The sequence below is a fragment of the Arthrobacter antibioticus genome (assembly GCF_030063205.1).
GTDB lineage: Bacteria > Actinomycetota > Actinomycetes > Actinomycetales > Micrococcaceae > Specibacter.
Genome location: NZ_JASISQ010000003.1, coordinates 42,208 through 68,116 on the forward strand (window position 1 = coordinate 42,208; position 25,909 = coordinate 68,116).

12 protein-coding genes are annotated in these 25,909 nt (G+C 58.5%); all 12 read right to left on the reverse strand.

What is annotated here, in order from left to right:
• Positions 1-27: 27 nt before the first annotated feature.
• On the reverse strand, positions 28-2,244 hold the full coding sequence (gene ligA / locus QMG40_RS07815) for an NAD-dependent DNA ligase LigA (RefSeq protein ID WP_283530853.1): 2,217 nt from the start codon (positions 2,242-2,244) through the stop codon (positions 28-30).
• A gap of 258 nt (positions 2,245-2,502) precedes the next feature.
• Complete coding sequence (locus QMG40_RS07820; RefSeq protein WP_283528933.1) at positions 2,503-2,772, reverse strand: WXG100 family type VII secretion target; 270 nt, start codon at positions 2,770-2,772, stop codon at positions 2,503-2,505.
• Between the two features lie 174 nt (positions 2,773-2,946).
• A complete protein-coding gene (locus QMG40_RS07825; protein ID WP_283530225.1) occupies positions 2,947-7,383 on the reverse strand; it encodes an FtsK/SpoIIIE domain-containing protein in 4,437 nt (1,478 codons plus the stop codon).
• Positions 7,380-8,084, reverse strand: coding sequence for an FHA domain-containing protein (locus QMG40_RS07830; RefSeq protein WP_283530227.1), 705 nt, complete (start codon positions 8,082-8,084; stop codon positions 7,380-7,382). The genes QMG40_RS07825 and QMG40_RS07830 overlap by 4 nt, the downstream gene beginning before the upstream one ends.
• A 55-nt stretch (positions 8,085-8,139) precedes the next feature.
• Positions 8,140-9,936 (reverse strand): serine/threonine-protein kinase, encoded by a 1,797-nt coding sequence (locus QMG40_RS07835; protein WP_283530229.1) that lies wholly within the window; start codon positions 9,934-9,936, stop codon positions 8,140-8,142.
• On the reverse strand, positions 9,933-12,038 hold the full coding sequence (locus tag QMG40_RS07840) for an FHA domain-containing protein (protein WP_283530231.1): 2,106 nt from the start codon (positions 12,036-12,038) through the stop codon (positions 9,933-9,935). The genes QMG40_RS07835 and QMG40_RS07840 overlap by 4 nt, the downstream gene beginning before the upstream one ends.
• Positions 12,031-13,050 carry a PP2C family protein-serine/threonine phosphatase gene (locus tag QMG40_RS07845; RefSeq protein ID WP_283530233.1) on the reverse strand — a complete coding sequence of 340 codons (1,020 nt, stop codon included), beginning with the start codon at positions 13,048-13,050 and terminating at the stop codon, positions 12,031-12,033. The genes QMG40_RS07840 and QMG40_RS07845 overlap by 8 nt, the downstream gene beginning before the upstream one ends.
• Positions 13,047-14,582 carry an RDD family protein gene (locus tag QMG40_RS07850; RefSeq protein WP_283530236.1) on the reverse strand — a complete coding sequence of 512 codons (1,536 nt, stop codon included), beginning with the start codon at positions 14,580-14,582 and terminating at the stop codon, positions 13,047-13,049. Before QMG40_RS07850 ends, QMG40_RS07845 begins: the two co-directional genes overlap by 4 nt.
• Before the next feature lie 16 nt (positions 14,583-14,598).
• Positions 14,599-17,079 (reverse strand): transglutaminase-like domain-containing protein, encoded by a 2,481-nt coding sequence (locus QMG40_RS07855; RefSeq protein WP_283530238.1) that lies wholly within the window; start codon positions 17,077-17,079, stop codon positions 14,599-14,601.
• Positions 17,076-18,407: a DUF58 domain-containing protein gene (locus QMG40_RS07860; RefSeq protein ID WP_283530240.1), complete on the reverse strand. Its 1,332-nt coding sequence runs from the start codon at positions 18,405-18,407 to the stop codon at positions 17,076-17,078. The genes QMG40_RS07855 and QMG40_RS07860 overlap by 4 nt, the downstream gene beginning before the upstream one ends.
• A gap of 90 nt (positions 18,408-18,497) precedes the next feature.
• Positions 18,498-19,469 carry an AAA family ATPase gene (locus tag QMG40_RS07865; RefSeq protein ID WP_283530242.1) on the reverse strand — a complete coding sequence of 324 codons (972 nt, stop codon included), beginning with the start codon at positions 19,467-19,469 and terminating at the stop codon, positions 18,498-18,500.
• A gap of 159 nt (positions 19,470-19,628) precedes the next feature.
• Complete coding sequence (locus QMG40_RS07870) at positions 19,629-25,730, reverse strand: Ig-like domain-containing protein (RefSeq protein WP_283530243.1); 6,102 nt, start codon at positions 25,728-25,730, stop codon at positions 19,629-19,631.
• Positions 25,731-25,909 lie beyond the last annotated feature (179 nt).

Consider the following 25,909-nt stretch of genomic DNA (forward strand, 5'->3'; position numbering starts at 1 on the left):
TTACAAGGTGATTGGTGGAGCGAGAAGTTAGTCAACCTCAGGTCCCGGAGCGGCTCCGGAAGCGAGCAACTCTTTGAATGCGTCCTCATCGAGTACTGGAATTCCCAGCGCCTCGGCCTTATCCAGCTTGGTTCCGGCAGCCTCCCCAGCCACCACATAGGAGGTGTTCTTGGAGACCGAACCAGCCGCCTTGCCACCACGGGCAATGATGGCCTCCTTGGCCTCATCCCGGCTAAGCGTGGGAAGCGTGCCAGTCACCACGATCGTCAGCCCCTCAAGCGTACGCACCGTTGACTCATCCGCGGCATCCGCCATAAGCACGCCAGCTTCAGCCCACGATTCGATGATCTCCTGATGCCAGTCAACTGCAAACCACTCGATCAGCGCCTCAGCGATAATGCTGCCCACACCGTCAACGTCGGCGAGTTTCTCCCGCGCATCCGGTGCCAGCAGTACCGTCTGGATGGCTGTCATGGTGCCGTACCGGGTTGCCAGCGCGCGCGAAGCTGTAGGGCCAACGTGCCGGATAGATAAAGCAACCAGCACGCGCCACAGCGGAGCACTTTTGGCTTTTTCCAACTCACGGTACAAATCCGTGGTTGTTTTCTTGGGCGCCGTGGCCTTCTTGGCCGTGGGTTTGCTATAGAAGTAGGGCACCAGCTCGAATTGGCCACTCCTCTCCCCCTTTGACCGCTTTTCACGCCACACCACGACGCCGGATAGGTCCAGTTCCGCGATGTTGAAGACCTGCGCTTCACTCACCAGCGGGCCGGGACCGGCCGGGGCGATCACCCCGCCATTGTTTGCGGGGTCAGGCCCGGGGCCGGTGGTCAGCGCCATGGCCGCCTCATAACCCAACGCCTCAATATCGAATCCGCCCCGGCCTGCCAGGTGCGCCACCCGCTCCGTCAACTGTGCTGGGCATGAGCGCGTATTGGGGCAACGAATATCAATATCGCCCTCCTTTGCGGGGGCCAGCTCGGTCCCGCAGGACGGACAATGCGTGGGCATAATAAATGCCTTCTCATTGCCCGTGCGCAGAGCAACAACCGGCCCAACAATTTCGGGAATCACATCCCCGGCCTTGCGCAACACCACCACGTCGCCAATCAGGATGCCCTTGGCCTTGACCACGTCTTGGTTGTGCAAAGTTGCCATCGTCACCACGGAGCCGGCTACTTTTATCGGGTCCATGATTGCGTAGGGGGTCACCCGGCCAGTACGGCCCACATTAACCCTGATGTCCAGGAGCTTGGTGTTGACTTCTTCCGGGGGATACTTGTACGCCACCGACCAGCGCGGCACACGGGAGGTGTGGCCTAGTTCCCGCTGTGTGGCAAGGTCATCAACCTTGATCACAATGCCGTCGATCTCATGGATGAGATCGTGCCTATGCGAACCGTAGTAGGAAATGAACTCCATAACCTCAGCCAGGCTGGAGACCACCTTGTAGTACGGGCTGGTGGGCATACCCCACGATTTCAACAACTCGTATGTTTGCGATTGCGTCTGGGTCGAGAGCCCCGTGCGGGCACCGATGCCATGCACGTACATGCTCAACGGCCGTTTGGCAGTTTCCCCCGGGTCCTTCTGACGCAAAGATCCAGCGGCGCAATTCCGGGGGTTGGCAAAGGGAGCTTTTCCGGCGGCCACCATGGTCTCGTTCAGGGCAAGGAAATCTTTGGACGCGATGAACACCTCACCGCGGATTTCAATTTCTTGTGGAAAGTTACTGCCGTGGAGCTTCTGTGGAATGTCCTTAATGGTGGCCACATTGTGGGTGATGTCCTCACCGGTGGTGCCATCGCCGCGGGTAGCTGCCCGGATGAGTATGCCGTCTCGGTAGAGAAGATTCACGGCCAAACCATCAATTTTTAGTTCCGTCAGCCACTGCGGTTCCTGCCCTCCGCGCTTCTGAATCGAGGCAACGGCTCGCACCAGCCACGTCTCAAGTTCAGCAAGCGAGAATACGTCCTCAAGTGAGTACATTCTGGCCAGGTGTTCCACGGCGGCGAAGACTTCCGAAACTCCCCCACCCACCACCTGGGTTGGGGAATCGTTGGCTACCAGTTCAGGATGCAGCGCCTCTAGGGTTTGAAGTTCTCTATACAGTTCATCGAAATGTGCATCAGAGACTATGGGGGCATCCTGGTTGTAGTACGCCGTGCGGTACTTTTCGACCAAGTCCACCAGGACGCCGTAGCGTTCCCTGTCCGCGTCTGCAGGAATGACTTCCAGGCTCATTTCGGGTTCCGCCGGCGCAGACTCGGGCGCGGACTTTTTCTCGGGCGGTGTCTGGCCCGGGTTCGTCCTGGCGGGAATTGGCTGGGGTTCTGTTGGCTCGCTGCTCACGGTACTATCTTGCCCCACTTAGGCACTGTGGTGCACCACCGCTTATTCCATTTCTTAACAGAACAAACCCACAGTAGTGGAGGAATGTAGGCCACTTGGGCACTATTTTCTCGCCAGTACTGCAGGTTTGTTTGAGCTTGTGGGCTCTGCTTACTTGGAAGCGTCGAGCTGCTGCTGCTTCTGCTTGTTCACAATGACCTTGACGTCGCCGAGGTCGCTGATGACGCGGGCAAGTGACTTCTTGGACGTGGGCCACTGGGTGCCCTTGAAGCGGGTGGCGTCGGGGCCTTCCCACTGAACGGACTGTGCCTTGCTGTCCAGGGTAGACATGACCTGAGTGATCTGGTCAATGGCGGTGCCGAGCTTTGAGGCCAAATCGGCCATGTCCTGGGGATCGTTACCAATCATTCCAGCTGCCATGCTGCACATCCTTATGTTGAAGTAGATGCCCCGCTGGCTTGTCCAACCGGGCGACTAATAGAAATCTAACAAGATTGCGGACCAACGTCGATGGGGACATCTCCCCGTCGGCCGATGTGACGTCATTATCTCCAACCTCACCGAGGGGTGTGAGGGTATTATCTCCCGCAATTTTTACCGCTCGTGGTCCATAGTGGTGGCCACCTGCAGCTTGAACGCCTTTCCACGACCAACCACATAGCCCCGGCCCGGGATGAACTTATTGTTGGAGACCCGTCCAAGGGAAGTGTTCATCAAGGTGTCCCCTTCCACATCACCGGGGTTCATGAGCAGCCCGCGCCGGCCCGCCTTGAAGAGTCCGGCTAGGCTCCACGCCCCGGACCAGGTGGAGGTTTCTCCCTCACCCACAACAAAGCAATTGGTCTTCACCGCCGCTTTGATCAAGGTCACCAGGTCCATTTCGGCTTCGGAGTCGGCAAACTCGGTTACGCCCTCCATGAAGAAGGCAACCGCTTGGCTTTCACTTTCCACTAGGTCAATCAAGCGCTGCAGTTCAGGCTCCAGCTCCCCCGGCGTCACAATGGATTCATCCCACAATGGCAGGTTGGCGATGGCGGAGCGGCGCGAACCAAAGTAAATGCGCCGTGTTCCCGGAGTTGAACGTTTAAGCGCTTCAGCCAGGGTCACCAGAGCTGTTGTGCGCCCTGACGACGGCGGACCCGTGAGCATGAGCGCACCGGTGGCCTGCAGACCGGTGGGTTCAAGATTGTAATCGTCAACACCAATGATCACATTTCCTGGAGTTGCTGCCGGCAGCACGTCCAAGTCAAGCATTTCAGGCAACGACTCCACTCGGGGAGCTGCCACCACGCCTTGGCGCCGGAGGGTCTCGGCCAGGCTGGCCACTTGGCGGGCCTGGAGGGCCAAGTTGGAGGTGCCACCAAAGATTGCCACCTGGATTTCACCGCCGTCAATCATGCCGCGGCCGGGCGGTGAGGCCGGAGTCAGGACGTCGCGCGGCAAGCCCAGGTTGGAGTAATCATCGGCGGTGGCCAAACGGAACACCAAGAGGCGCTGAACAGATGAAGCCAACGACGCCGGGAGCGACTTCGGGCTGTCACCGGCAATGACAATGTGCACGCCCATGGGACGGCCATCGGTGGCTATCTGCTGCAGTGTTTCAAATTGGTTCATGCCCACGCGGAACTCGTACAGTTCACGGAACGTGGCCAGACCATCGACCATGACAATGATGCGCGGTTCATTCGGCTTGTTGGCCAGCTTTCGGTACTCGGCAATACTGCCGGCCTTGACCTGGGCAAAACTCTCCGCGCGCGTCTCGATGATGCCGCGAACGTACCGCAGTAGACGCCCAACCCTTTCGCTGTCCTCGGCGTTGATGATCCCACCGACGTGCGGGAGTACCTCAAGCATTTGTAACCCGTTGGAGGCAGCGTCGATGCCGTACACCTGCACGGGACCGCCGCGTGGTGTGATCGCCGCGGCGATGGCAATGGTACGCAGCGCGGCCGATTTGCCGGAGCCACTGGCCCCCAGGACGGCCATATTTCCATCCTTGTCCGGCTCAAAGAACACGGTTGGCTGGGCCTGGTGCTCGGGATCATCCATGACACCGAGAAGAAGCTGCTCATCGGTGCGTGGTGTTGGCAGCTTCGAGAAGTCATAGATCTCGGGCAACTCACCCAGCCACGGTTTGCGGGGAGGCTTCACGCCGAGTTCCACGGCAGCCAGAGAAATGTTGGAAACCACGCGGGAGATGTCATTGGGCCCGGCCGAATCCTCCACGGGTGCGGCAACCATTTCCTGCTCCCACGGTGCGCCAGCCCCAAAATCCATCTCAACAATGTCAATGCGCGGACGCTGCGGGGTACGGCTCGTCCAGCCACCGGCATAGCCGGTCTGGAATCCCTGGATCCGTCCGGGCCCCGTTTTAGCCGCGCCACGTCCCGGGATGGACGGGCTAAAGTACGCTGCCGTGGAGTCACCGAGAATGTCCTGAGAGTCATCCACATCTGCCATACGCAGAGCGATGCGCATATTGGTGTTGGCCCGCAGGCTGTCCTTGATAACACCTGAAGGACGCTGCGTGGCAAGGATCAGGTGCAATCCCAGGGAGCGTCCGCGGGCAGCAACATCGACAACACCGTCCACAAACTCGGGAACCTCCTTGGCCAATGCGGCAAACTCATCAACAACAATGACCAACGACGGCGGTGCTTCCGGATCTGCTTCACGCTCCATGGCCAGCAGGTCTTTGGCCTTCTTGCGGTTGAGCAGGTGTTCCCTGAAGTGCAGTTCGGCTCGCAAGGAAGTCAGCGCGCGGCGGACCAGGTGCGGGGACAGGTCAGTAACAAGACCCACTGTGTGCGGCAACTGCACGCAGTCAGCAAAAGCAGCCCCACCCTTGTAGTCAACGAACAGGAAGGAGAGCCTATCGGGACTGTAGGCGGCAGCCATGCCCAGCACCCAGGCCTGCAAAAATTCGGACTTTCCAGCACCGGTGGTACCGCCAACAAGGGCGTGCGGGCCTTCAGTCTTTAGGTCAAGGTACATGGGTTCAACACCTTTGGAACCAACCAGAGCTCGCAAGGAACCCTGGTGTTTACGGTTCTTCACTGCCCGGGAGGAGACAGAGTTATTTTCCAGCCACCTATCGGTGATCCCGGAGGTGCTTTCCACAAGATCGTGTCCGGCGAGCGCAACGTAGGAGACGCTGCGGGGAAGGTCGGAATCATCATCCACTGGTTTGCCTGCATCAACCACCGGTGCCAGCATGCGGGCCAGCTGTGCGGCAAGTTCCAAACTTACGCTTTCACAACTCACCGGAAACGTTAGCTGCCCTAGCCGGACCTGACCTGTTGTTGCCGTTTCAGCCACGTGGATGAAGTCACGGCAGGAAGCAGGCAACGCTTCAACAGATCCTGCTACCCACATAATGTGCACGCCCACATCGGCACCGTATTCGGTCAGACGGGTGAGACGGGCCCGGTCAACCTTAACGTCGTCCTCAATAATGACGAGCAACGCGGGCGTGGCTGGCGCGGGAATCTCAAGCTTATTGGGATCCAGGATACCCCTGTGGGCTGCGCCGTTTGCCGCCATATTGACACCGCGGTGCACCATTAAATCTTCAAGAGCTGCAAGCAGTACGCTGGCCGCACCGTTACCTGAGGCCAAGTGCTCGCCGGTCAGCGGAGAGTGCACGGAGCCTACGTGAGGGAGCCATTGGAGCCATTCCCACCGCTTCTTGGATTCAGCAGAGGTCATGGCGGCCACTGCCAGTTCGGCCGGCGAGTGCAGCCCAACCGCTTGAAGCACCAGAGCCCGTGCCACATCATCAACCACTCCCCGAGGCCCGGCAACACCCAATGCACCGCTGGTGCGGAACTGGGCTACAACGGGAACTCCATCAATATCGGTAAATTCCGTTTTGATGTCCTCGATCTCCGCCATGTACTCGGGCAGAGTTTTATTATCGCTTGGCGCCTTCACGGGAGTGCGTGAGGGTTGCCGGCCAACACCCAAACGCAAGGAAAGAAACGATTTGTGTTCAGGTCGGTGGGTCCACATCAGCGGACCGAGTTTGTAGATCGCATCAACTGTTTCAGCCGTTGAGGGGCTTTCAGCCAACCGCACGGCACGTTCCACCTGTTGGCGTTTGGTCATTTGCCGACGAAACTCAACAATTGCCCCGCGGAACTGAACTATGGCCTCTTTTAGGTCACGTTTGGCGTTGGCTTTTTGATCCATCCAGCTGCCAATCATCATCAACGGCATCATGGCCATGAAGACAACACTGAACAAGCTCCGGGTCACAGCAAACATGACAGCACCCATCAGGATGGGTGCCACCAACATGATGGTTGGGAAGCGCTGGCGCTGCGGGCGTTGGGGTCCGGAGGGCAGCATTTGTTCTTCAATTTTAAACTGCGCCACAACGCGCGGTGACCGGTTGAATTCAACCAGAGGGCTGCTGGGACCCTGCTGTGCGCCCCGGCCCAGGCTCACAACTGAAATAGTTGTCTCGCCCAGGGTGACTTCATCGTAGGATCCCAAAACGGCACGGGAAACCTGGGTGCCTTCCATCATCAGACCATTGGCAGATCCGGTGTCAGAAATCTCGATAGTCTCACCGACGGTAATACGGGCATGCCGTTTTGAGGTCATGGGATCGCTCAGTCTGACATCTGCGTCATAGTCGCGGCCCACATAACTTGTCCCCGCAGGCAACGCGAATTCAGCGCCCGCATCCGGTCCGGAAACCACACGAAGGGTCGCGGCAGCCGGTCCGCGGTCCTGATTTACTGCTGCGAAGCTCTCGCTAACCTGGGTGAGAGAGACGGTTGCGCCAGGGCGCAAACCCGATTCAAGGAGGTTACTTTCCGGTGGCAGCGTGCGGCCGCGAACACCGCCCACAATGGATTGCTCCACCAATAATGAGAGGTTTTGCGGGGCACTGGCCCCCTTGCGGGAAGGGTCAGCTAAATATAGTTCTGTGGCGATGTCCCCCACAGACGCCAGTCCGTCCACTGTGACGGCTAGGTTTTTATCCTCTTGCGGTTCACGCTTGAGGGTCAGCCTGATCCTCATTCAACTTCCGTTCCACGCTGAGAATCCAACAAGGGAAGATCATCCGGAGTGACCAAGTGGGAGGTGACTGAGTGTTCAACCAGCCTGGCTCGCCTGTTTGTGGCCAGTTTCCCACCACCTCCACGCAGCCCAACCACACCAACACGGTCAAGTTTGTCGCAGACATTATCCAGTTTCCGGTTGAAGCGCGTCAGCGCCCAGCCCAACCGTTTGGCGGCCTGCGCCGAGGAGGGGATGGAGCTGAAACCGGTTCCGCCACGACGCAGCATGGGCTCAGCCAGGGCAACTATTAAAGCCTTCTGCGAGTCGGTGAAGACCACCGGACCAATGGTGGTGGAACCGGCTGAGTCTTCTTCGCGGCTTTGGGACATGAAGGACGGCGCCGTGAGGTGAACCGAGAACTCGTAGGTGGTGGGACCGGCAGTGAAGATCACGTTTGTCTGGCTAAAGACAAGCGGAATCCGTGCCCCGGGAGCCATCCAGGCCTGCATGCCACCGGCGGCGTCAGCAATGGTTGCCGAAAGCATGGTGCCGGCGTTCGTCAGCCACCAAATGCCGTCGTACTTGCTAACCTCCAAAAACTTCCTGTGCAGGTAGGGGTTGTCATCTACCTCAATATCGCCTTCACGGCCGATGCTGAAAATGGTCTCCGGTGACGGTTCGTACCATTCGCCACAGAAATCTATGGTTAGTTCGGCCATGATGGCAGCCCCCTTGTTTGCTTGTAAGTCATCTGCCTGTGTGCGGTCCCGATCGTTAGGAACACTTTTTTGTCTCCGGCGAGGTCTGCCCGTTCTTACGAACAAGCTTCACTGAAATACAGGATTGATCGTTGGAACTGTTGACAACAAATGCTCTGGTCTCGGTACTTGCTTTGAACACCCCGGAGTCAACTGCGCTGACTGAGGCCCACAGATATTTGTCTCCGTCTTGCGGATCTGGGTTGGTCCAGGTCCATTCGGAGCCGCCATTTTTCGGTGTGGCCTTCAATTCGGTCACGGCTGGAACCTCGGCGCCTACAACCAGCGCCGTGGGTGGCACTGAACTTTGTTGCGCAAGCGTATCCTCTGGGGCTGTGGGGCCTACCGTCATGAACACAATAATTCCCACCACGACGGCGGCCACCAGTCCCAGCCCCGCCACCAGTCCCGGCCATAGTCGTTTTTTTCGAACCGGGGCTACCGCCGCAGCTGGATGAGCATCGGGGGTTGGTGCCAACAGTTCACTGCGTTGAATGGTTGAGTCAAGAGCAAAACCCGGGACAATTGGTAATTCCCCCCGGTAGGCCACGGAATCATTCCACGCTGTGGGCGAGGCCATGTTTGAAAAGCCTTTGCGGAACGTTGGGCCATCTACCGAGTCTGCAGGGGCTCCAGTGTCAGTGCCGGAGTTCGGGTGCACAGAAAATTCTGACCGCTGTGCCGGTCTCTGTAGCTGTGCCGGTCCCTGTGCGAGGCCCGATCCCTGTGAGGGTACAGTCTGACCGTTGCGAGTCAGCCCAGAAGTTGAACCGGATGTTGAACCAGTCATAGAGCTAGCGGTTGAATCAGTTGCCGTTGATGCCGCTGCACGTGATGGGAAAGTCGGGTTGGAGAAGCCAGCCTCAGGGTCAATGGAGACAATGCTGCGAATTCGTGTCTCTTCGGCCTGATCCCCCGGGCGCGCCTCATGGGAGGGGACTTCTTCCTGGACTTCAAACGGGGTGACAGACAAGTTCAAGTCCGCTTGTACACGCATTAAAGCACGGGCAAAGTCCTTGGCCGAACCGTACCGGGAGGTGGGCGATTTCGCCATGGCAGTAGCCAACACCAATTCAAGGGCTTCGGGAATGTCGGCACGGCCCAACCGGGGCAGGGGTGCTGAATTGATCCGGTCCATCAGTTGCCGTTGGGAGTTGTCGGCCCCCGGGACAACAAAAGGTGAGTGCCCCGCCAACAAGGTGTAGATCGTGGCACCGAGGGCCCAGACATCCACCCTGACACCGTCCGTTGCCCCGGCTCCAAAGGACTCTGGTGGCGACCATGGGATTGACATTCCACCGCCGTCGGCCTGGACGGTATCCATGGCACCGGAAATACCAAAGTCGGTCAGGGCGGGCCTGTTGTAGTCGGTGACAAGGACGTTGGCCGGCTTGATATCCCGGTGGGCAATGCCTGCGCGGTGCGAGGTTTCCACCGCTGAGGCCACCTGAATACCAATTTCCAGCGCCTTGTCCGCGCTGAACCGCCCCTGTCTATATTGCAAGTCAAGACTTGGTCGGGAGCAGTACTCCATCGCCAGGTAGGAGTGGCCCGATTCGGTGATCTCGGCCTCAAAAATGGTGACAATGTAGGGGTGCGCCGACAGTTGGGCCATGAGGTTGGCCTCCGACTCAAAACTGGCTCTGGCCCCTTCAGTCTTTAAATCCGCGGTCAGGACTTTGATGGCCACTTTTCGGCGTGGCCGATCCTGCTCATAGAGGTACACATCCGAGAACCCACCCGAACCCAGCACCGAAATGAAGCTGTAGCCAGGCAGGACGGGAGGCGCTGCCGGAGGGCGTCTGGCACTCACAGCAAACCGTCGAAGAGCAGCGAAACACCGTCACCCAATTCGGCAATGTCCCCGTTCAGCAAGATGGCTTCTTCTCCCTGGCTCAAACGACGCGGGGCGGCACCCTCACGAACAAGCACAGTGCCGTTAGTGGCCTTGAGGTCAACAAGGAGCACGTCCCAGCCGTCAAGACGGACTTCCACATGGGAACGGGAAATATCGTCGTTACCGCTCTGGACTTGAACCAGGCGAGGCATGGCTCCACCCATGACCCGGGACACTGAAGGCTGGCGGCCAATGATGAGCGAATGGTCAAGTTCCACCAGTTCGCCGGTAGAAATGTGCATGGTGCCAAGCCGCGGCCGGCCCACTTCACGCGGTTCCGAATTGATACCGGCACCGCAGGCTGAACACTGCGAGCGGCTTGGCGGGTTGGCATGGCCATGGGGGCACATCCGGGCCAGAACCATGGGACCTGTTGGCGGACGGGACTCCAGAGGCTCGGCAACCGGTGGTGCCGACTCGGCGGCAACATCTCCGCGCATCACAGTGTGACCGTCATGATCGGGATCGTAGGATTCGTTGGCTTTAGAAACATCCTGCCCCGATGCCACCGGAGCAGACTGGTTCTGGTTCTGCTTCTGGTTGCCAGAATTCCCCCAAGGCACGGAGTCGATCATCTGGCTATCCGGGTTCGCCTCCGGGCTCTGGAATGTTCCCGCCACGGAATCAACGGCTTCCTCTGCCTCGCTGCCAGAACCTGAGCCGGAGCCGCCAGCATCTTCGGAGTCAACTGCGGCATCTTCTGCCGGTGCGCCTGCCACATTGCCTGCCACGGGGGGCTTCGGTGGTCGCGGCGGCAGGGCAGGCTCCGAGTTTTCCTGTTGCAGAGGCTGGCCGTTTTCATCCAATCTGACAGCAGCAGCTTCCACACTTTGAGCCATGGTGGTGGCACCAAACAAGTAGTCGTAGTTGATGGTGAATCCATCATCGACTTGTTCCTGCCCCGACGGTGCCGATTCCCCGCCCAGGGTACCCGCAGCGCTGGCAGAGGGCTCATGCTCGTCAGTCTTCTCGACTGGATCATGGTCACCACTGAGGTCCTGGTCTTCGCTGAGGTTCTGGTCTTCACCCAATTGGTGGTCTTCACCCATGTCAGGGCGGATCGTGCGGCTTAAGTCCGGCTCTGGTCCGTCACCTGCCACGTCCAGGGGCGCCAGCTGGGCGTTCCACTCGGCGTCGGCAGCCTCTGCGGCTTTTGCAAAATTCGCTAACGCTTCTGCGTCTTCGTACCTGTCATCAGCTTCGTAGTCGCCATCAGCGGAGTTCTCTGCCTCCGCGTTCTCTGCCTCCGCGCCATCTGCCTCAGCGGAGCTCTCATCTTCCGAGTCTGAGCCGTCCTCTTCTGCTGGCTCGTGGCTAGGTGAATCATGCACGGCTACAGCATCCTCGCCACCATGAGCCTGCGAATCCCACAGCCTGGTCTCGGTTTCTGCGTGAGAGCCGGCGTCCCCGCTGCTGGCATCAGCGACAAAAACCTGTGCGTCATTTGCTTGCTCGTGAGCATGGGCGGCGAATGGCAACAGAGGCGCCACCGCGTCGTCGTACGTTTCGGCTGAGGAGGCGCTGTGCCCCATGACTGTCCCTGAAGGCCCAACGAAATCGGCAGACTTGGAATCCACTAGCCGAATCGTCAGCGACTGCAGGGCCACAACCCCTTCGCCAAGCGGCAGAACAAGTGCCGTACTGTATGAATCGGGCTCGGCCATTGTCAGTTCAATAGATTCGGCAAGCGGCAACGAGCGCTCACTCCAGGTGGTGACGTCCCGGCCCGAAACAATCTCCGTGCCGTTCTCCGTGTGCGCCAGCAAGGTGATGTCCCCACGCAAAATTGCGTGCAGGCGGTCACTTTGAACCACCACGGCGAAGTCCGGCATGCCTGTGAGGCCCGTACCAAATTTCTCGGTGACTTCATTCAGGACCCCGTGGATGGTTGGCTTTTGGCCAAGGTACTCCCACAGGTAATTGACGGTGGCCGAATCGGTCTGTGCTTCTAAAATGATGACCGAACCTGAGCGCACAATTCCAAGCCAGGAACCTGTACTGTACTGGGTGCTAACCATGATTCTCCTCGTGCAAGGGTGCTGCACTATTTTCTAGCAATGCAGTGGGTTGGACTGACGGGACTGATTTTTCGGGTGTTCGTACAGACGCCGGGATGGACTCCAGAACGTCTTCGGGAATAACTTCGGTAGGAGCTTCCAAGGTGTCCTTCTCCGGGGCCAGCATCCGTGGAAGTGTGTCATCACCGCCGGTTTGAACTGCCATCTGAGCGGTTTTCGGATTGTTCAATGTCTCATCCCCGGCCACTCCATTGACATGGCTGGCGTCAACCACAATAACTGTGATGTTATCCCGGCCCCCGGAGCGTAACGCGGACTGAATCAGTGAATCCACGGCATCTTGAGGGTGGCTCAGGGTACTGAGCGTCCTATGAATCGCACTGTCGCTCAGTTCCCCCGACAGGCCGTCCGAGCAGACAAGAATTCTGTCCCCTTCCTCAACCGGCACAAGCCAAAAGTCAGCTTCGGTGTCGGAACCGGCGCCCAGCGCCCGTGTGACCACGTGGCGGCGGGGGTGGGTCAGCGCCTGCGCGGGTGTGATGAACCCTGCATCAACGAGTTCCTGAACCTCGGAATGGTCCACACTGACCTGGCGAAAGCTGCCCTGACTCAAGCGGTACGTCCGGGAGTCGCCCACGTTGAACACCAGCCAATAAGGCACCCCGCGTTCCTCTACCAAAACCACACCTGAGACGGTTGTTCCCGCTTTATCGCTGGTGACTTCACGGATCCGTGCGTCCGCGCGGCGAAGCGCCTGTTGCAAATCAGCTGCGGTAGCCGTGCGGGAGGCGGCAGTGAGGAAGTCCTGGTTGCTCAGAATGGCAATACATTCGCGGCTGGCAACCTCGCCCGCCTCGTGTCCGCCCATTCCGTCGGCAACAGTGAATAACGGGTCTGCCGCCAAGAAGGAATCTTCGTTCAATTCCCGGCGCAGGCCACGGTCAGTGCCAAACCCAAAGCTGAGTATGACACCCGCAGAGGTATCTTCGCCAACACCATCTACCGGGCTCATGCGCGTCCCACCACAAATGAGCGGTCGCCAAAGTGCACTCGGGAACCAACATCAGCTAGTGCGGGCGCGCCAGCGCTCAAGGGTTTCATGGCACCGACCAAGTTGGTTATGGCGCTACCGTTGGTGGAGTTTCGATCCGTGACCCAGAGACCATCCGCGCCCACGCGTAGGTGCAGATGTGTTTTGGACACGGACCTGCTGGAGTCCTGAACTGAGATGAGTCGCGAAATCATCTCTCCATCGTAACCGGCGGGGTTGCGTCCAATGAGTGCAAGGGCATTAACGTCCTCGAAGCGGCCATCATCAAAGGTCAACCGCAGGGCTGGGATGGCTGGCTCGGGGCGAACCCGGGTCTCCCCCACCTCATCGTCTGCACCAGCTAAAGGAGCGTGCGCAAAGGGATCCGGGACAGTTGGCGCGGTTTGGCCGGTTGGGCGTTCGGGGACAAACTTGGCGCTGAACCCCGGTATGGAACTGATGGGGCCCTGCTCAGCAGGAGTCTGGATTGGCTGGGCTTGCTGGTTTGGCAGAGCTTGCGGGTTTGGCTGGGCTTGCTGGTTTGGCTGTGCTTGCTGGGACGGCGGCGCAAAAGGATTCTCTTGCTGGCCCTGTTGCTTTGGCTGCTGTTGGTTTTGGAACGCAACGGGCTGGGGCGCAAACAGCTGGGGCGCAAACAGCTGGGGCGCAAAGGAATCCTCGGCACGGTTGGTTGCCGGGCGGCTCAGCGGTGATCTGACCTCGGAAATTGTTGGCACGCCGGCTGGAGAGAAGTTCTCCCGTTCAGTGATTCCGCCAGTTTCAAGGGGGTCGCGGCCCTTTTTTACGTTGAAAACCAGTGTGTGCGCCACCTTGTCATGCCAGCCCTGCTTCTTCTGGTTTGAATCCCAGGAGTTGGAAATGATCACCAGCAACGGACCCACCGTTGGAACAATGTTGCTCACACCGATGATCAGGTAGCGCAGAAAGATTGCCAGGACCCCTGCCGGGCTACCTTCCATATTGGTTGTTCGCAGTCCCACCATGAGGTTGCCAGGTGTTTTCCCGGACTTCGCTTCCCAAAGCCACAACCAAATGCCATAGGCCACAGAGAGCAGGCTGGCGATGCTGATCAGGATCAGCAACCAGCTCAAGTCCAGTTGGACTGAACTCCCCATCTGGGTGGACTTGATGTTTAGTGCACCAATACCAGCGGCTGCGCCCACCAAAATGAAGGGCAAAACACCGTCGATGACTTTAGCGCCCAGGCGGCGTCCTGCACCTCCGGGCACCAGCGCGGTTGCAGCAGCGATGCGCGGGTCAACGCCAACCTGTTGCGGAGCCATGAGCGGCGCCGTCGATGACATGCCTACTTCAATGATGCCTGGGAGTGTGGAAGGCTGCGTATTTTGAGCCGGACCTCCCAAGGGTACCGATGTTGGCGCCGGCGAGGCGGCACGATTAGCCACAGCGGCACCGCACAGGGTGCAGAAGGCTGCACCGGGTGCCAGCTCTGCTCCACAGTTCCGGCAAAGATCCGACTCTTTTTGCGCCATTTGACTCATACCCTTCTTAGGATTTCTTCAGAAACCGGGCCAGCTTGGAGCGTTTTTCCGCCCCGCCCTGGCTATTGGCCACACCACTACTATTTGCCGCTTCGCTGGAGCGAAGACCACGCTGACGTGCTTTCTTGCCGGCGCGCACTTTCGCCTCAGCCAGCAGCGACCGTGGGGAGAACTTGGCCCGTTGCCGCTTCCAGAAGCCTACCGACCCAGTCATGCCGTTGACGGAATGGTCCACGTTCTGCCAATAGGTGGCTACTTCCTCTTCACTTGGCTGACCGGGGCCAAAAATAGCCGCATCCGCCCGCTCGGCCAGCAGCGCCGTACTGGCTTGGCTTGCCGGGAAGGCGCTGCTAAGCGAGGCTGCGCTTTCCCGACGAGTCCCGTTGCCGCCCACTTCGGCACCAAGGTCGGTGGCCAGACTCAATACTTCAGACCATCCCCCACCCACACGATCGGTGGGAAGACCTGTGCTGTGACGCTTCTTGCGGCGCCGAGTCTTAAGCACCACTATAAGAACCAAGGGCAGGGCAATGATGATGATGGGGATGGCTGCCACCCCAAGAATCATCAGAATTGTTCCGAAGATCCCTGCTTGGTTATTCTTTTTACCATCAGTGTCCAAAGCATCGGGGGCGCTATCTGGTGGCAGGTCGGCCGGCTCCTGCGGCGGCGGCGGAGGCTGCAAGACCTGAGGCTTGGGTTTCGAAGCATTCTGGGGCTCTGGTGGGTTGGGGATGTGGTCTTTATCCGGGGTGGGGTTGAAAGGTACCCAGCCCACGCCGGCAAAGTTCACCTCAACCCAGGCGTGAACATCGGATCCTTTGACAACCACACTCCCGGCACCATTGTTAGGGTCCTTCTCATCCAGGTAGAAACCCATGACAACCCTGGCCGGAATCCCCAAATGCCGTGCCATTAGGGCCATTGTTGTTGCATACTGCTCGTCATCACCCACCATCTCTTTCCCGCTCAGCATTTTGGTGATGCGGGCCGCGCTATGGCCAGAGTTGGAGGTGGTTTGACCCTCAAGGCCGTTGCTGAACTTACCCTCACGCTGCAGCGCACTCTCCAGCGCCTGGACCTTCTTCAACGGTGTGTCAACTTCTCCGACAATTTCGTTGGCCTTGGTCCCTACCACCGGTGGTACATTTTCAAGCTTGGGCAGGGGAACTGAACCAAAACCGGACCCGGCAAGTTTATTAGCATCAACGCTGGGAAGCTGCACATCCATGGTGTACTCATCCCCCTTGGCCACACCTGCCAGGTTCAATGCTGTGCCTGAGGCCTTGTTCAAGTACAGGTTGGGTGATTGGCCGCTAATGCTTTCATAGCTAAGGCTCTGTGCGGCGGAGACGGTGGGAATCCACACGTCGCTGTAACCATCTACAACAACGCCAACACTTGTTCCTGTTCCGGCTATGCCGTTGTTCAATGATTTGGGGTCCCCGATCGGGGCAAAGGAGGCAGAACTGTTGGGGTCCACGTTGAAAACGACGCCGTCATAATTGTCCATGGCGGCAAGGCGGACGCGGCCATTCTTTGGCAGGTCCTTCACCGTCAACAATGCTGTGTCTTTTTCATTTTTAACGTAGTCACGGAACTTTGTCAGCGGGGATGGCAAATTGTGGAGGTCTGGCGGTGGGATCACTGTGTCACGCAAAACATCACGATCGGCGCTGACAGTCAGTGCGGGTGCCGCCGCCATTGTCACGGCACCGGCAACAAGGATGACACCTGCGCCCATGCCGATACGGCGGAGCAGTGAAGTCAGGGTGGCTGCTTTGTCCTGGATTTGCTGGTTGGCAGAAATTGCACCTGCAGTTTCGCGGCGGAGGACTTCATGCCGGTAAGCGAACCAGGCGATGGCACCTGCAGCCAAGAGAGATCCACGCAGTACCGGGAGGAAAACTTCCGTGGTGCCAAACAGAATAGCTGTGATGAATAAAACCGCCACGGGGATCATGGCCCAATAACTGTTGCGCAGGCGCCAAGCGAGCGTTGCCGTGAGAATGGCTGCCACAAAAGCGGCTAAGTACGGGACAACTAATACCTCTACGCTCGTCCCTACGGGAGGTGCCAGGGTCAGCAGTTGTTTCCATGAAAGCATGATGCCCAGCAAGAGTCCACGTAATGATCCAAGGCTGGGGATGAAGCCAAGGATCGATTCTCCGGGAGCGGCCAATGCGCTGCCAAAAACCATGTAAACAACAAAACCAAAGCCAATCATGGTAATCAGGCCCAAACGCCAGTGGGCACCCAATGCGCCCACACCGAGACCAAGAACAATGGCACCAAAACCGGCAACCAGGTAATGCGGGTTATGCCCAAATGCCGGCCCGAAACCCACAACGGCCACGCCCAGCAAAATAGCCAATACGGCGCCGTCCAGGAGGAAATGCCACCACCGGCGCCCTCCGGCAAAAGCCGAAGGACTTGCCGAAGGACTCCGGGTGGCAACGGCCGGGTGTGCTTTCCTGCGGGCGCTCACGCGACTGCCTTCCTGAGAACAATGGCAAGATCAGCCAAATCGCCCAGTGTCAGCACTGTGAGATCTGCAATATTTGCTCTGGCGGGTTCGGCCCCCGAGTAACAGCGCACAGCAAAGGCGCGCACTCCTGGCGGGACAGCGGCAGCTGCACTGCGCAACTGTGAGGGTGTAACCCTGGAGCCAACAACAAAGAACACCACCGAGGCGTTGGGAACGGTGTCAGAGAGTGTGCGGGCCAGATCCACGGCTGTGCCTCTGCGGTTGTGACTTTGCAACCGTGTCATATCATCAAGGAGGTTCCGCCCTGTTTCACAGCGGATGGGTCCGCGCTGCGTCATAACGCTCAACTCACGGTTCTCCTTGATCGCTTGACGGCCCAGCGAAGCCGCAGCCGAGATCGCTAACTCAAGATCGTCGTCGTGCGCGTATTCATCCATGTTCACCGAAAGCGCCACCGCCATGTGGGAGCGACGCGTCTCCTCGAACTGACGGACCATCAATTTACCGGTCCGGGCAGTAGTCTTCCAGTGGATGTGCCGGCGATCGTCACCGGGGACGTAGTCACGCAACGCATGGAAGGCGATGTCCGAACTTGAGAGGTCCTTGGTGGTGAGGCCTTCCAGATCCTTCAGGAATCCAGCGGCCGGCCCATCAAGGGCGGTCGTGTGCGGGTGCACAAAGAGATCGGTGGGATCGGTCCACAAAACCTGGCGACGCAGCAGCTGTAATGGATCAGCACGCACGGAACGCACGGGCCCAACGGTGATCACAGCACGGCGTGTGGTGGGGATGGTAAAGAGGTCCTCATGGACCTGCCCCGGCGCCATGCGCGGCAAATGGAAGAGCGCAGTTGCCGCGCCCACCGGAAGTTCAAGAGAGGCAGGCAGCACAGCGTGGGGGGAGGTATTTGTAACGGCGATGCTACCAACAGCGCGATCCCCAACGGCCACACGGGTGCGCGCTAGATCAAGAGTCACCTCATACATTGACTTGCCCAGGATGAAGGCGATGGCGATGAGCAGCAACACCACGCTAAACAATGCGGCAATCTTGGCTTCCTGCCAGCCAAAGACGGCACCAACAATCCACAACACTATGGCTGCACCCATGGCCACGAAGCCTAAGGTACTAATGGTTTCAAGCACCGGTACCACGTGACGCTTCCACCACGTGGTGACTTTCAACCACACGGGAGCGCCATAAATGCTGGCGAAACTGCCGCCCTCACGCCACAGGGACGTGGGGTGCAGGCGTGTGGGTGTGCCTTCGCGTTGGAACGGCCGGGAGAGAAACTCTTTGGCCTTTCCTGCGTTGGACTTCATACTCATCTTTTACCTTTAGCTCAATGCGCTGTAGCTGGGTGGGCACCAGCTCGGCGGGGCGTGGTGGCTTTGCTGCTTTAACGTGGCCTAGCGGGACTAAACTGACGCGCGCTGTTGGGGTGCGGCCACTTCGGCCAGGACACGGCTGAGAACAACCTCAGGAGTGGCGCCGGCAAACTCAGCTTCCGGATCCATGACGAACCGGTGTGTCCACACGTAAGGGGCAAGTTCCTTCACATCATCTGGCAGTACGTAGTTGCGGCCCTTTGAGGCAGCCCACACCTTGGCGATGCGAACCATGGCGATGGCACCGCGTACTGACACACCCAAACGAGTTTCAGGAGCGCTACGGGTTTCTTCACACAGCCGTGAAATATACTCCAACACCGCCGCATCGGCATGCGCAGTTGCAGCCAGATCAGCCATTTCGGCAACGGCCTGCGGTGTAATGATGGCTTGCAGCGTTGAAGTCCTATCCCGCTGGCCGGAGCCGGAGAGCAGCTGCACAGTGGAGGCATGATCCGGGTAACCAATTGAGGTTTTGACCAGGAAACGGTCCAGTTGGGCTTCGGGCAGACGGTAAGTACCGGCCTGCTCAATGGGGTTCTGGGTTGCCAGCACCATGAACGGACGGCCCGTCTCATACGTGGTGCCATCCATGGTCACACGGGACTCTTCCATAACTTCCAACAGAGCCGACTGGGTCTTGGGTGAGGCCCTGTTAATCTCATCCGCCAGCACAATGGTGGCGAAAATCGGGCCCTTGTGGAACTCAAACTCCTGCGCCTTCTGATCGTAGATCATGACTCCGGTAACGTCTGAGGGCAGCAGGTCGGGGGTGAACTGGATACGGGAATTAGTTCCCTTGACAGTTGCCGAAATGGCCCGGGCCAGCATGGTCTTGCCCGTGCCGGGAGCATCCTCAAACAACACGTGACCTTCTGCCAGCATTGCCGCAAGGGTCAGGCTAATGACATGAGACTTGCCCAAGATTGCCTGGCCAACGTTAGAGACAAGTTTCTCAAACGTTCCTGCAAACCATGTGGACTGTTCCGGGGTCATGGACATAGTTCCTCTTTCGATCGTGTTATTGCGTGCCTGGCACACAGCAAACCTGCATTAGTTTATCCAGTAATTAGTGTTACTCGCCATTGGCGGGCCTACGGGAGTTGATTTTCCTAGTTAGCCGGCTTTGTAGAACGGCAGCATCCGGTGAAGAAAGTACCGCTAACACTCCCCCATACCGCCCGGAGTTGGTATATTCGTAGACTCGGCCTTCACATATCCCCAGTCGCTGTAGCCGGGCGAAGTGATGTGATACCACTTGTGCGAATCATTCCTGCCACCCCAATACTTGTAGCAGTTGACCTGCACGGGGGTGTTGGCCTCCAACCACTGCGATGAGCAGTTGGCAGGGCTGCCCGGGGTGAAGTGGTCACCGTTGCCGGACGCCTTCTCCAGGCAGCTCCGCGGATTGACCGAAAGAGTCCACGAGGTAGGCTTCGGTGGCGTCTTTTTCCCGCTCTTGGGCGTGACAGTCTGCACAGGACCGTACTGGCCAATGGAGTTCACCGTCCGTGCCTGGATGGTGACCTGGGTGTCATATCCGCCGGTATTAAACGATGCACTTCCATTCCCATTCTTACTGGACCAGCCACCACTTGGGAGGAGAATCTCCACGTGCTTGGCGTCCACGGCTCCTCCGGGGAAACTCCAGGAGTAGGAAACAGAGGTGCTGTCAGCACCACCATTGCTGCCGCTAAGTCCGGCTGTCCCTGGGGTGCCGTAGGGTTTCACCGAGTTCGACGGCGCCGAGGCACTTCCAGAGCTGGCGAACACTGCCGATTTGGCTCGCACAGTGACGGTGGTGTTTGCACCATTGGTGGCGGAAATCGTTTGTCCTGATGTCACAGGTATGTTGTTGGCCCCTGGGCTCACATTGGCAAAGTACGTTATCTCCCCTGGCGTGGCCCCACCCAGGGCAGCGCCGCTGAGGGCCGGGAAAGTAAGAGTGACCTGTCCACCGGATCCGCCTGTGTTGGCCAAAGCGATAGTAGGTTGGCCCACTTGACCGGGCTGGCTGACTGATCGCCAGCCAGCAGATGCCGGGCTCAGCTCAGATCCTGACACTTCGGTAGTTGCCTGGACCTTGAATGTGTAGTTGGCAACCGCGTTGGGCAGGGACACCGTCTGGCTTGTTTGCGTGGTGGTGATGGCATCTTTTTGTGCCCCATCCAAATACGTGAAGAGCGTGTATTGCTTGAGCACTCCGCCATTGAGTTTTGGTGCGCTCCAATTGACCCGCACCTGGTTTTGATTGCCCACCTGATCAACCAGTGAGGTTGTTGGCGGCGCAGGGGCAAATGGTTTACCAGCCGGTGAAACCGCCTTGGCGGTGTACGCACTCCACTCCGATGGCTTGGGCGCGCTGTTAATTGCCTGTACCCGGAACGTGTACTCTGTCCCGTTGGTCAGGCCCGGCCAAACAAGCTTGTTTCCAGTCACCGATTTTTGCGGGTTCTGGCCGGCAGGAACCGGGGAGATCTGCACGTTGAAACTCTTGACGGCAGAGTACTCGCCCACCGGGGTCACCCAGCTCACATCCAGCGTTGTGTCACCACGGACAATGGCGGGCGGTGCCGGCTTATCCGGCTGTTGGTCGGGGGTGGCCGAGGCAGAGGCTTTGGAGAAGGCGGACTCCCCCACAGCATTTTTTGCACTCACCGTAAAGGTATAAGGCTTTGAGTTCGTCAGCCCCGTAATCAAACAGGTGTTGGTGGCACAGCTCTGGGTGAGACCGTCACTGCGTTTGACTGTGTAACCAGTTAGTGGTGAGCCATTGTCCACCGGTGTGCTCCACTTCAGCAGCACGGATTTACTCTTGACCTCCTGCACCAGCGGAACAGCCGGAACGGCTGGCTTGCCTTTCACATTCAAGGTAATGCGTCCATCCACGTGGCGTGCCGGATCCTCGGTTTTGTCGGCCACCGTGTAAAGAACAACTACGTTGCCGGTGAAATCCTCCGGAGCCTGCACTGTGACATTTGATCCCGCAACAGACACCTGTGTGCTGGGGGCACCCGTGACCATCTTTGCATCCACTATTTTCAAGGCGGTGTCAGGGAACGGATTGACATCATTCTCCAGCACAGGAATCGTTTCCATCCTGCCTGCGTGCGCATCAGGAACTGAGTCGGCATTGGCCACGGCCTTGGGTTTGGTTGAGGAGCTCACTTTGATATTCACCTCGGCTGTGACAGGTGGGTTGTGCCCATCCTCCACTGAAATTCCTACAGAATGAGCCGAGCCCAGTCCTGCCTCTTTTGCCGCCTCAACGGTGAGGCTCGCGCCGTCGAGCTTGGTCTTGAGGCCGGCGGGACTATCTCCGGTGATGGCGAACTTCAGCTGATCCTTCTCGGGGTCGCTGGCTAGTAGCCCAAGATTCACGGTGCCGGATTCAAGCTGGGCAACCGTCAGTTCTGTTCCCTGGAGCTTGGGCGGCAGATTCTTTGCCGGTGCCGGAGTTACCTCGGTCATGATCGTCAGCGTTGATTTCAAACCGTCAGGATCCTCCGGGCCTGTGCCGTCAGTAACCTCAAAGGTGATGGATCCGGGGCCGTAAAAAGCTAGATCGGCCTTGTACGTCAGCGCCGCACCATCGGCTGTCAATGCCTCACGGGCAGGGGCACCAATCATCTGGATCTTGTCAGCCTGGCTGATCCTGGGCGTGCGCCCCTCGCGGACTTTGACGTAGTCGCCAAGGTTCGCCACAGCCGTCTCACCCGCCTGGACTTTAATGACTTCATTGCTGGCCAACACCGGGTATTGGGCGTCCAAGCCCGGCACCCACACAATGGCGCTCGAGGAGAGCTTGTCCTGATCAGTCACTGTGTAAGGGATCATCTGCGGTTTAGCGCTCAAGGTGATGCGTAGCGTGCCATCGGAATTGATGGAGGCATTCTCATTGGGCAGCGTCAGAGTCAGCGCCAGTTCATCGGCAACACCGTCCGGGTCCTCATCATTTTTCAACACAGGAACAGTGACGGTGTTCTTTCCCAGTGCCTCCTGAATTGTGACCTCATCATCGCGGGCAATCGGCGCACGCAAAGGAGCATCCGGGGTGACGTTCATACGGATGTTTGCTGTTGCTCTGGCACCTGAAGGATCACTGACCGTGTACCCCATGGTGGCAATACCCGTGGCTGAGGGGCTCGTCAGCAGCACCCGTCCAAGATCGGTAACGGAAGGCTCCATCTCGTCAGGACCATTGAAACCGTCCTTGATTACAAAGAGCTGGTCCGCGTCCGGATCAGTGTCATTGAGGACCACATCAAGGGCCACCTTACGGTCCGGCCGCATAGAGATAAAGTCATCGGCGGCTGCTGGAGGGCGGTTGCTGGAATCTTCCGGAGCAATCCCCACCTCAACCGTTCCTATCGCTTCGGCGCCCAGACGGTCTCTGACTTTATAGGTGAACTTGTCAGTCCCGGCAGCATTTCCTGCCGCCGTATACAAGACGAAACCCTTACCCGCCACGGCCGTGCCCAACGTAGGGGCAATATCAATGCCGGCAAGTTGCACCGAGTCCCCATCGGGATCAATACCGTCCAGAGGGATCTGAATCTTGGTTTGACCACCGGCGATCACCCGCCCCTTGACATTTTTAGGTGCCGGAGGCAGATTCCGTTCAACATCCTGGGCCACGATGTTGATTGTCACCGTGGCAGAATCGGTTTGACCCGATGCGTTGGTGACTTGATAAATAACGCTCACAGCGCCCGGGGTGGGCCCGGCCAGAAAACGCAGCGAATCCTGATCCACCCATAGTTTTCCGGCTGCTTCATCCGGTTGATCCACAATTTCCGGATGTTTCAGCGTAGCCCCGTTAGGATCAAAATCGTTGGCGAGCACGGGGATGCGCACCACATCGCCCACCCGAACGTCTGCCACGTCATCATGGGCCACGGGTGGTTGCAGCGTAGCTGGCGATGGAATACGTACCACGGCGACAGCACCGGTAGAGGTGCCCTGACCGTTTGAGACTGTGTAATTAATGGTGACAGGGAAACCTGGGTCTCTGATGTCAGTAATCTTCAAAATGTTGTGTTCCAAAACGGTTACCGAGACACCTGCGTCCGCTGAGACGTCAACCCCGCGGACCACCAATACCCCACCAGCTGGATCGGTGTCATTGCCAAGGACATCAACCAAGGTGCTGCCACCAACGGGCAGCAGCGCCATATCCTTCACAGCAATGGGGGCAAGGTCTTTCTGCGCCGCAACCACATCAACCCGAATCAGACCCGTAGCGCTTTGGGGACCGTTGGTGACCTGGTACGTCAGGTAGCTGGCGCCCAGAGTTTCAGAAGAGAAGGTGAAGGTGCCGTTATCGGCAATAGCAGAGAGAGTTCCGCTCTCCGGCTTGTCCACACTGGCTAGGCGAAGTTCGCCACCGAGCGGATCCTGGTCATTGGCCAGAGGTGCAACAATGGCGCTTTGGCCCACAACAACCCGGACGTAGTCGGCGTTGGCCACTGGCGGCACGCCGCCGGAGGGTTTGACGCTGACCTTGATCTTCTTCTCCACAATGGAGCGCGTATCGGAGACCTTGATGGTTACGGTGCGCAGACCGTTGGAGGAGCCATCATCGGTGTAGCTCAGTTCACCGTCCGGGGTGAACTTTACCTGGCCGGTTTCCTCGGCCGAGGACGCTCCGACAAGGAAGATGCTGTCGCCGTCAGGATCCAGCATGTCTGCCAGAACATTTTGGCTGATCGTTTGCCCCTGGCCAACAATCATGGTGGTGGGGCGCATTGAAACAGGTTCTGAATTCTCGGCCTCGGGTACCACCCGAACGCTCACGGTGCCCTGATCTGTTCCGCCGCGACCGTCGTCGTTGGTGTAGCTAAAAGTTTCGGTGACGGCGGGTGCGTCAGCCGGAGTCACCAGTTGCAGACCCGTCCCGCCGTAGACGGTTTGTAAGCTCCCTGCCTTGATATTTTCGGCGCTGTCACGCACTGTGAGCACGTCGCCGTCAGGGTCGGAGTCGTTGTACAGCACAGGTAATAGCGTGGTACTTCCGGCACGGACGCCGTACTGGTCGGGTTCGGCTACGGGTGGCCGGTTGGGTTTTGTCCTATCCGGCAGCGTGTTCACAACGTTGGGATCGGCTGAGTCTTTATCAGAATCTTCGGCGTTCTTTTGGTCAACACTGAGATCATCCCAGTTGTTGACAAGCATCATGTTTTCATTGACAAGCCAGACGTCCCCACCGGCCATGTCGTTGAGCACCACCACATCGCGGTTCTTCCTGAACACCAGATCGGATGCCGCCGTCGCCTTGGGAATATCCCGTGGCTTTGACTCACCGTCCACACAGTGGAAAAGGTATTTATTTGAGCCATTCCAGGCACTGTGGACGCAGCCGCCCTGCTGTACCGGGGCAATGGGGGTCCCCAACGATCCCGCATCAATAATCGTTGCCGTGCCACCGCCCAGGGGTTGGAGCACCAACGAGTTACCGGTTTCTAGTGCAACAAAATCGCTTTTCTCACTGCGCTGCTGCAGTTTTGCCCCCTTGGCTGAGGGGACCACCACTTTTTTATTTCCCGGAAGAAACACGGTCCCGGTCTCGGGGTCAAGCACTACCGGCTTATCCCCCACAACGCTTAGCGTCAGCCGGCCGTTTTCCGGCAAGCCCTCCATGGTGGCGTCCGTAGCCTCAATAACTTTTCCGTCACCGGAGACCTTTAGCTCGGTGAGCACGGCGGCACGCGGGTCAAGCACAAAAACCTGACTCACGCCGTCGTCCGTTTTAAGGGCGACGGCGGCGCGTGCATTGGTGATCTTCGTCCGGATTGGTTTTGTGGTTTTCTCATCGAACGAGCCGGCGGTGTTGGTGGGTACGCTCCACACCTTGCCGGAGGCCGGATCGGTGATGACAGTGATTTCACTGCCCAGGGAGATGGTTTTGCTGGCGCCAAGTGCTGTGTCCTGGGTCAGTGTCATGGCGGGCACGTCAACCTGGTTCAGGAGGGTCCCGGAATCGTTGTCCATGAAGACCGTTCCGGCGTCCTGGAGTACGTCGAAACCATCCGAGGTGGCTGTGAAGCCACCATCAAGCACCTTCGAGGGGACATTGAGGTGCCCCACCATGTTGATGCTGCGGTTGGTCACCCACACGCTGCCGTCGTTGAGATCCACGTCGGCGGTGCTGAAACCGGGGTAGATCAATGCCCCGGCAACAACAGCCGCGGAAACAACTGCAGCGGCGGATACTGAGAAGAACCGCCGTTGCGTGATCTTCCCGGCAAAAACGTTTAAAGCCATGAAAAAACCCTTAACTCGCCGGATGGTAGTGACCGGCTAGAAGACACTTGTAAAAATAATTGATCGGTGGTGACACTGGACAGCGCTCCCCCTAAGGACTACTAACCCACTGTTAGTGTTCCGTAACTGGGCCGTGCTCGCAATGGGGAGTTGTGCCCGTCGGAGCGCCTCCCCATTGG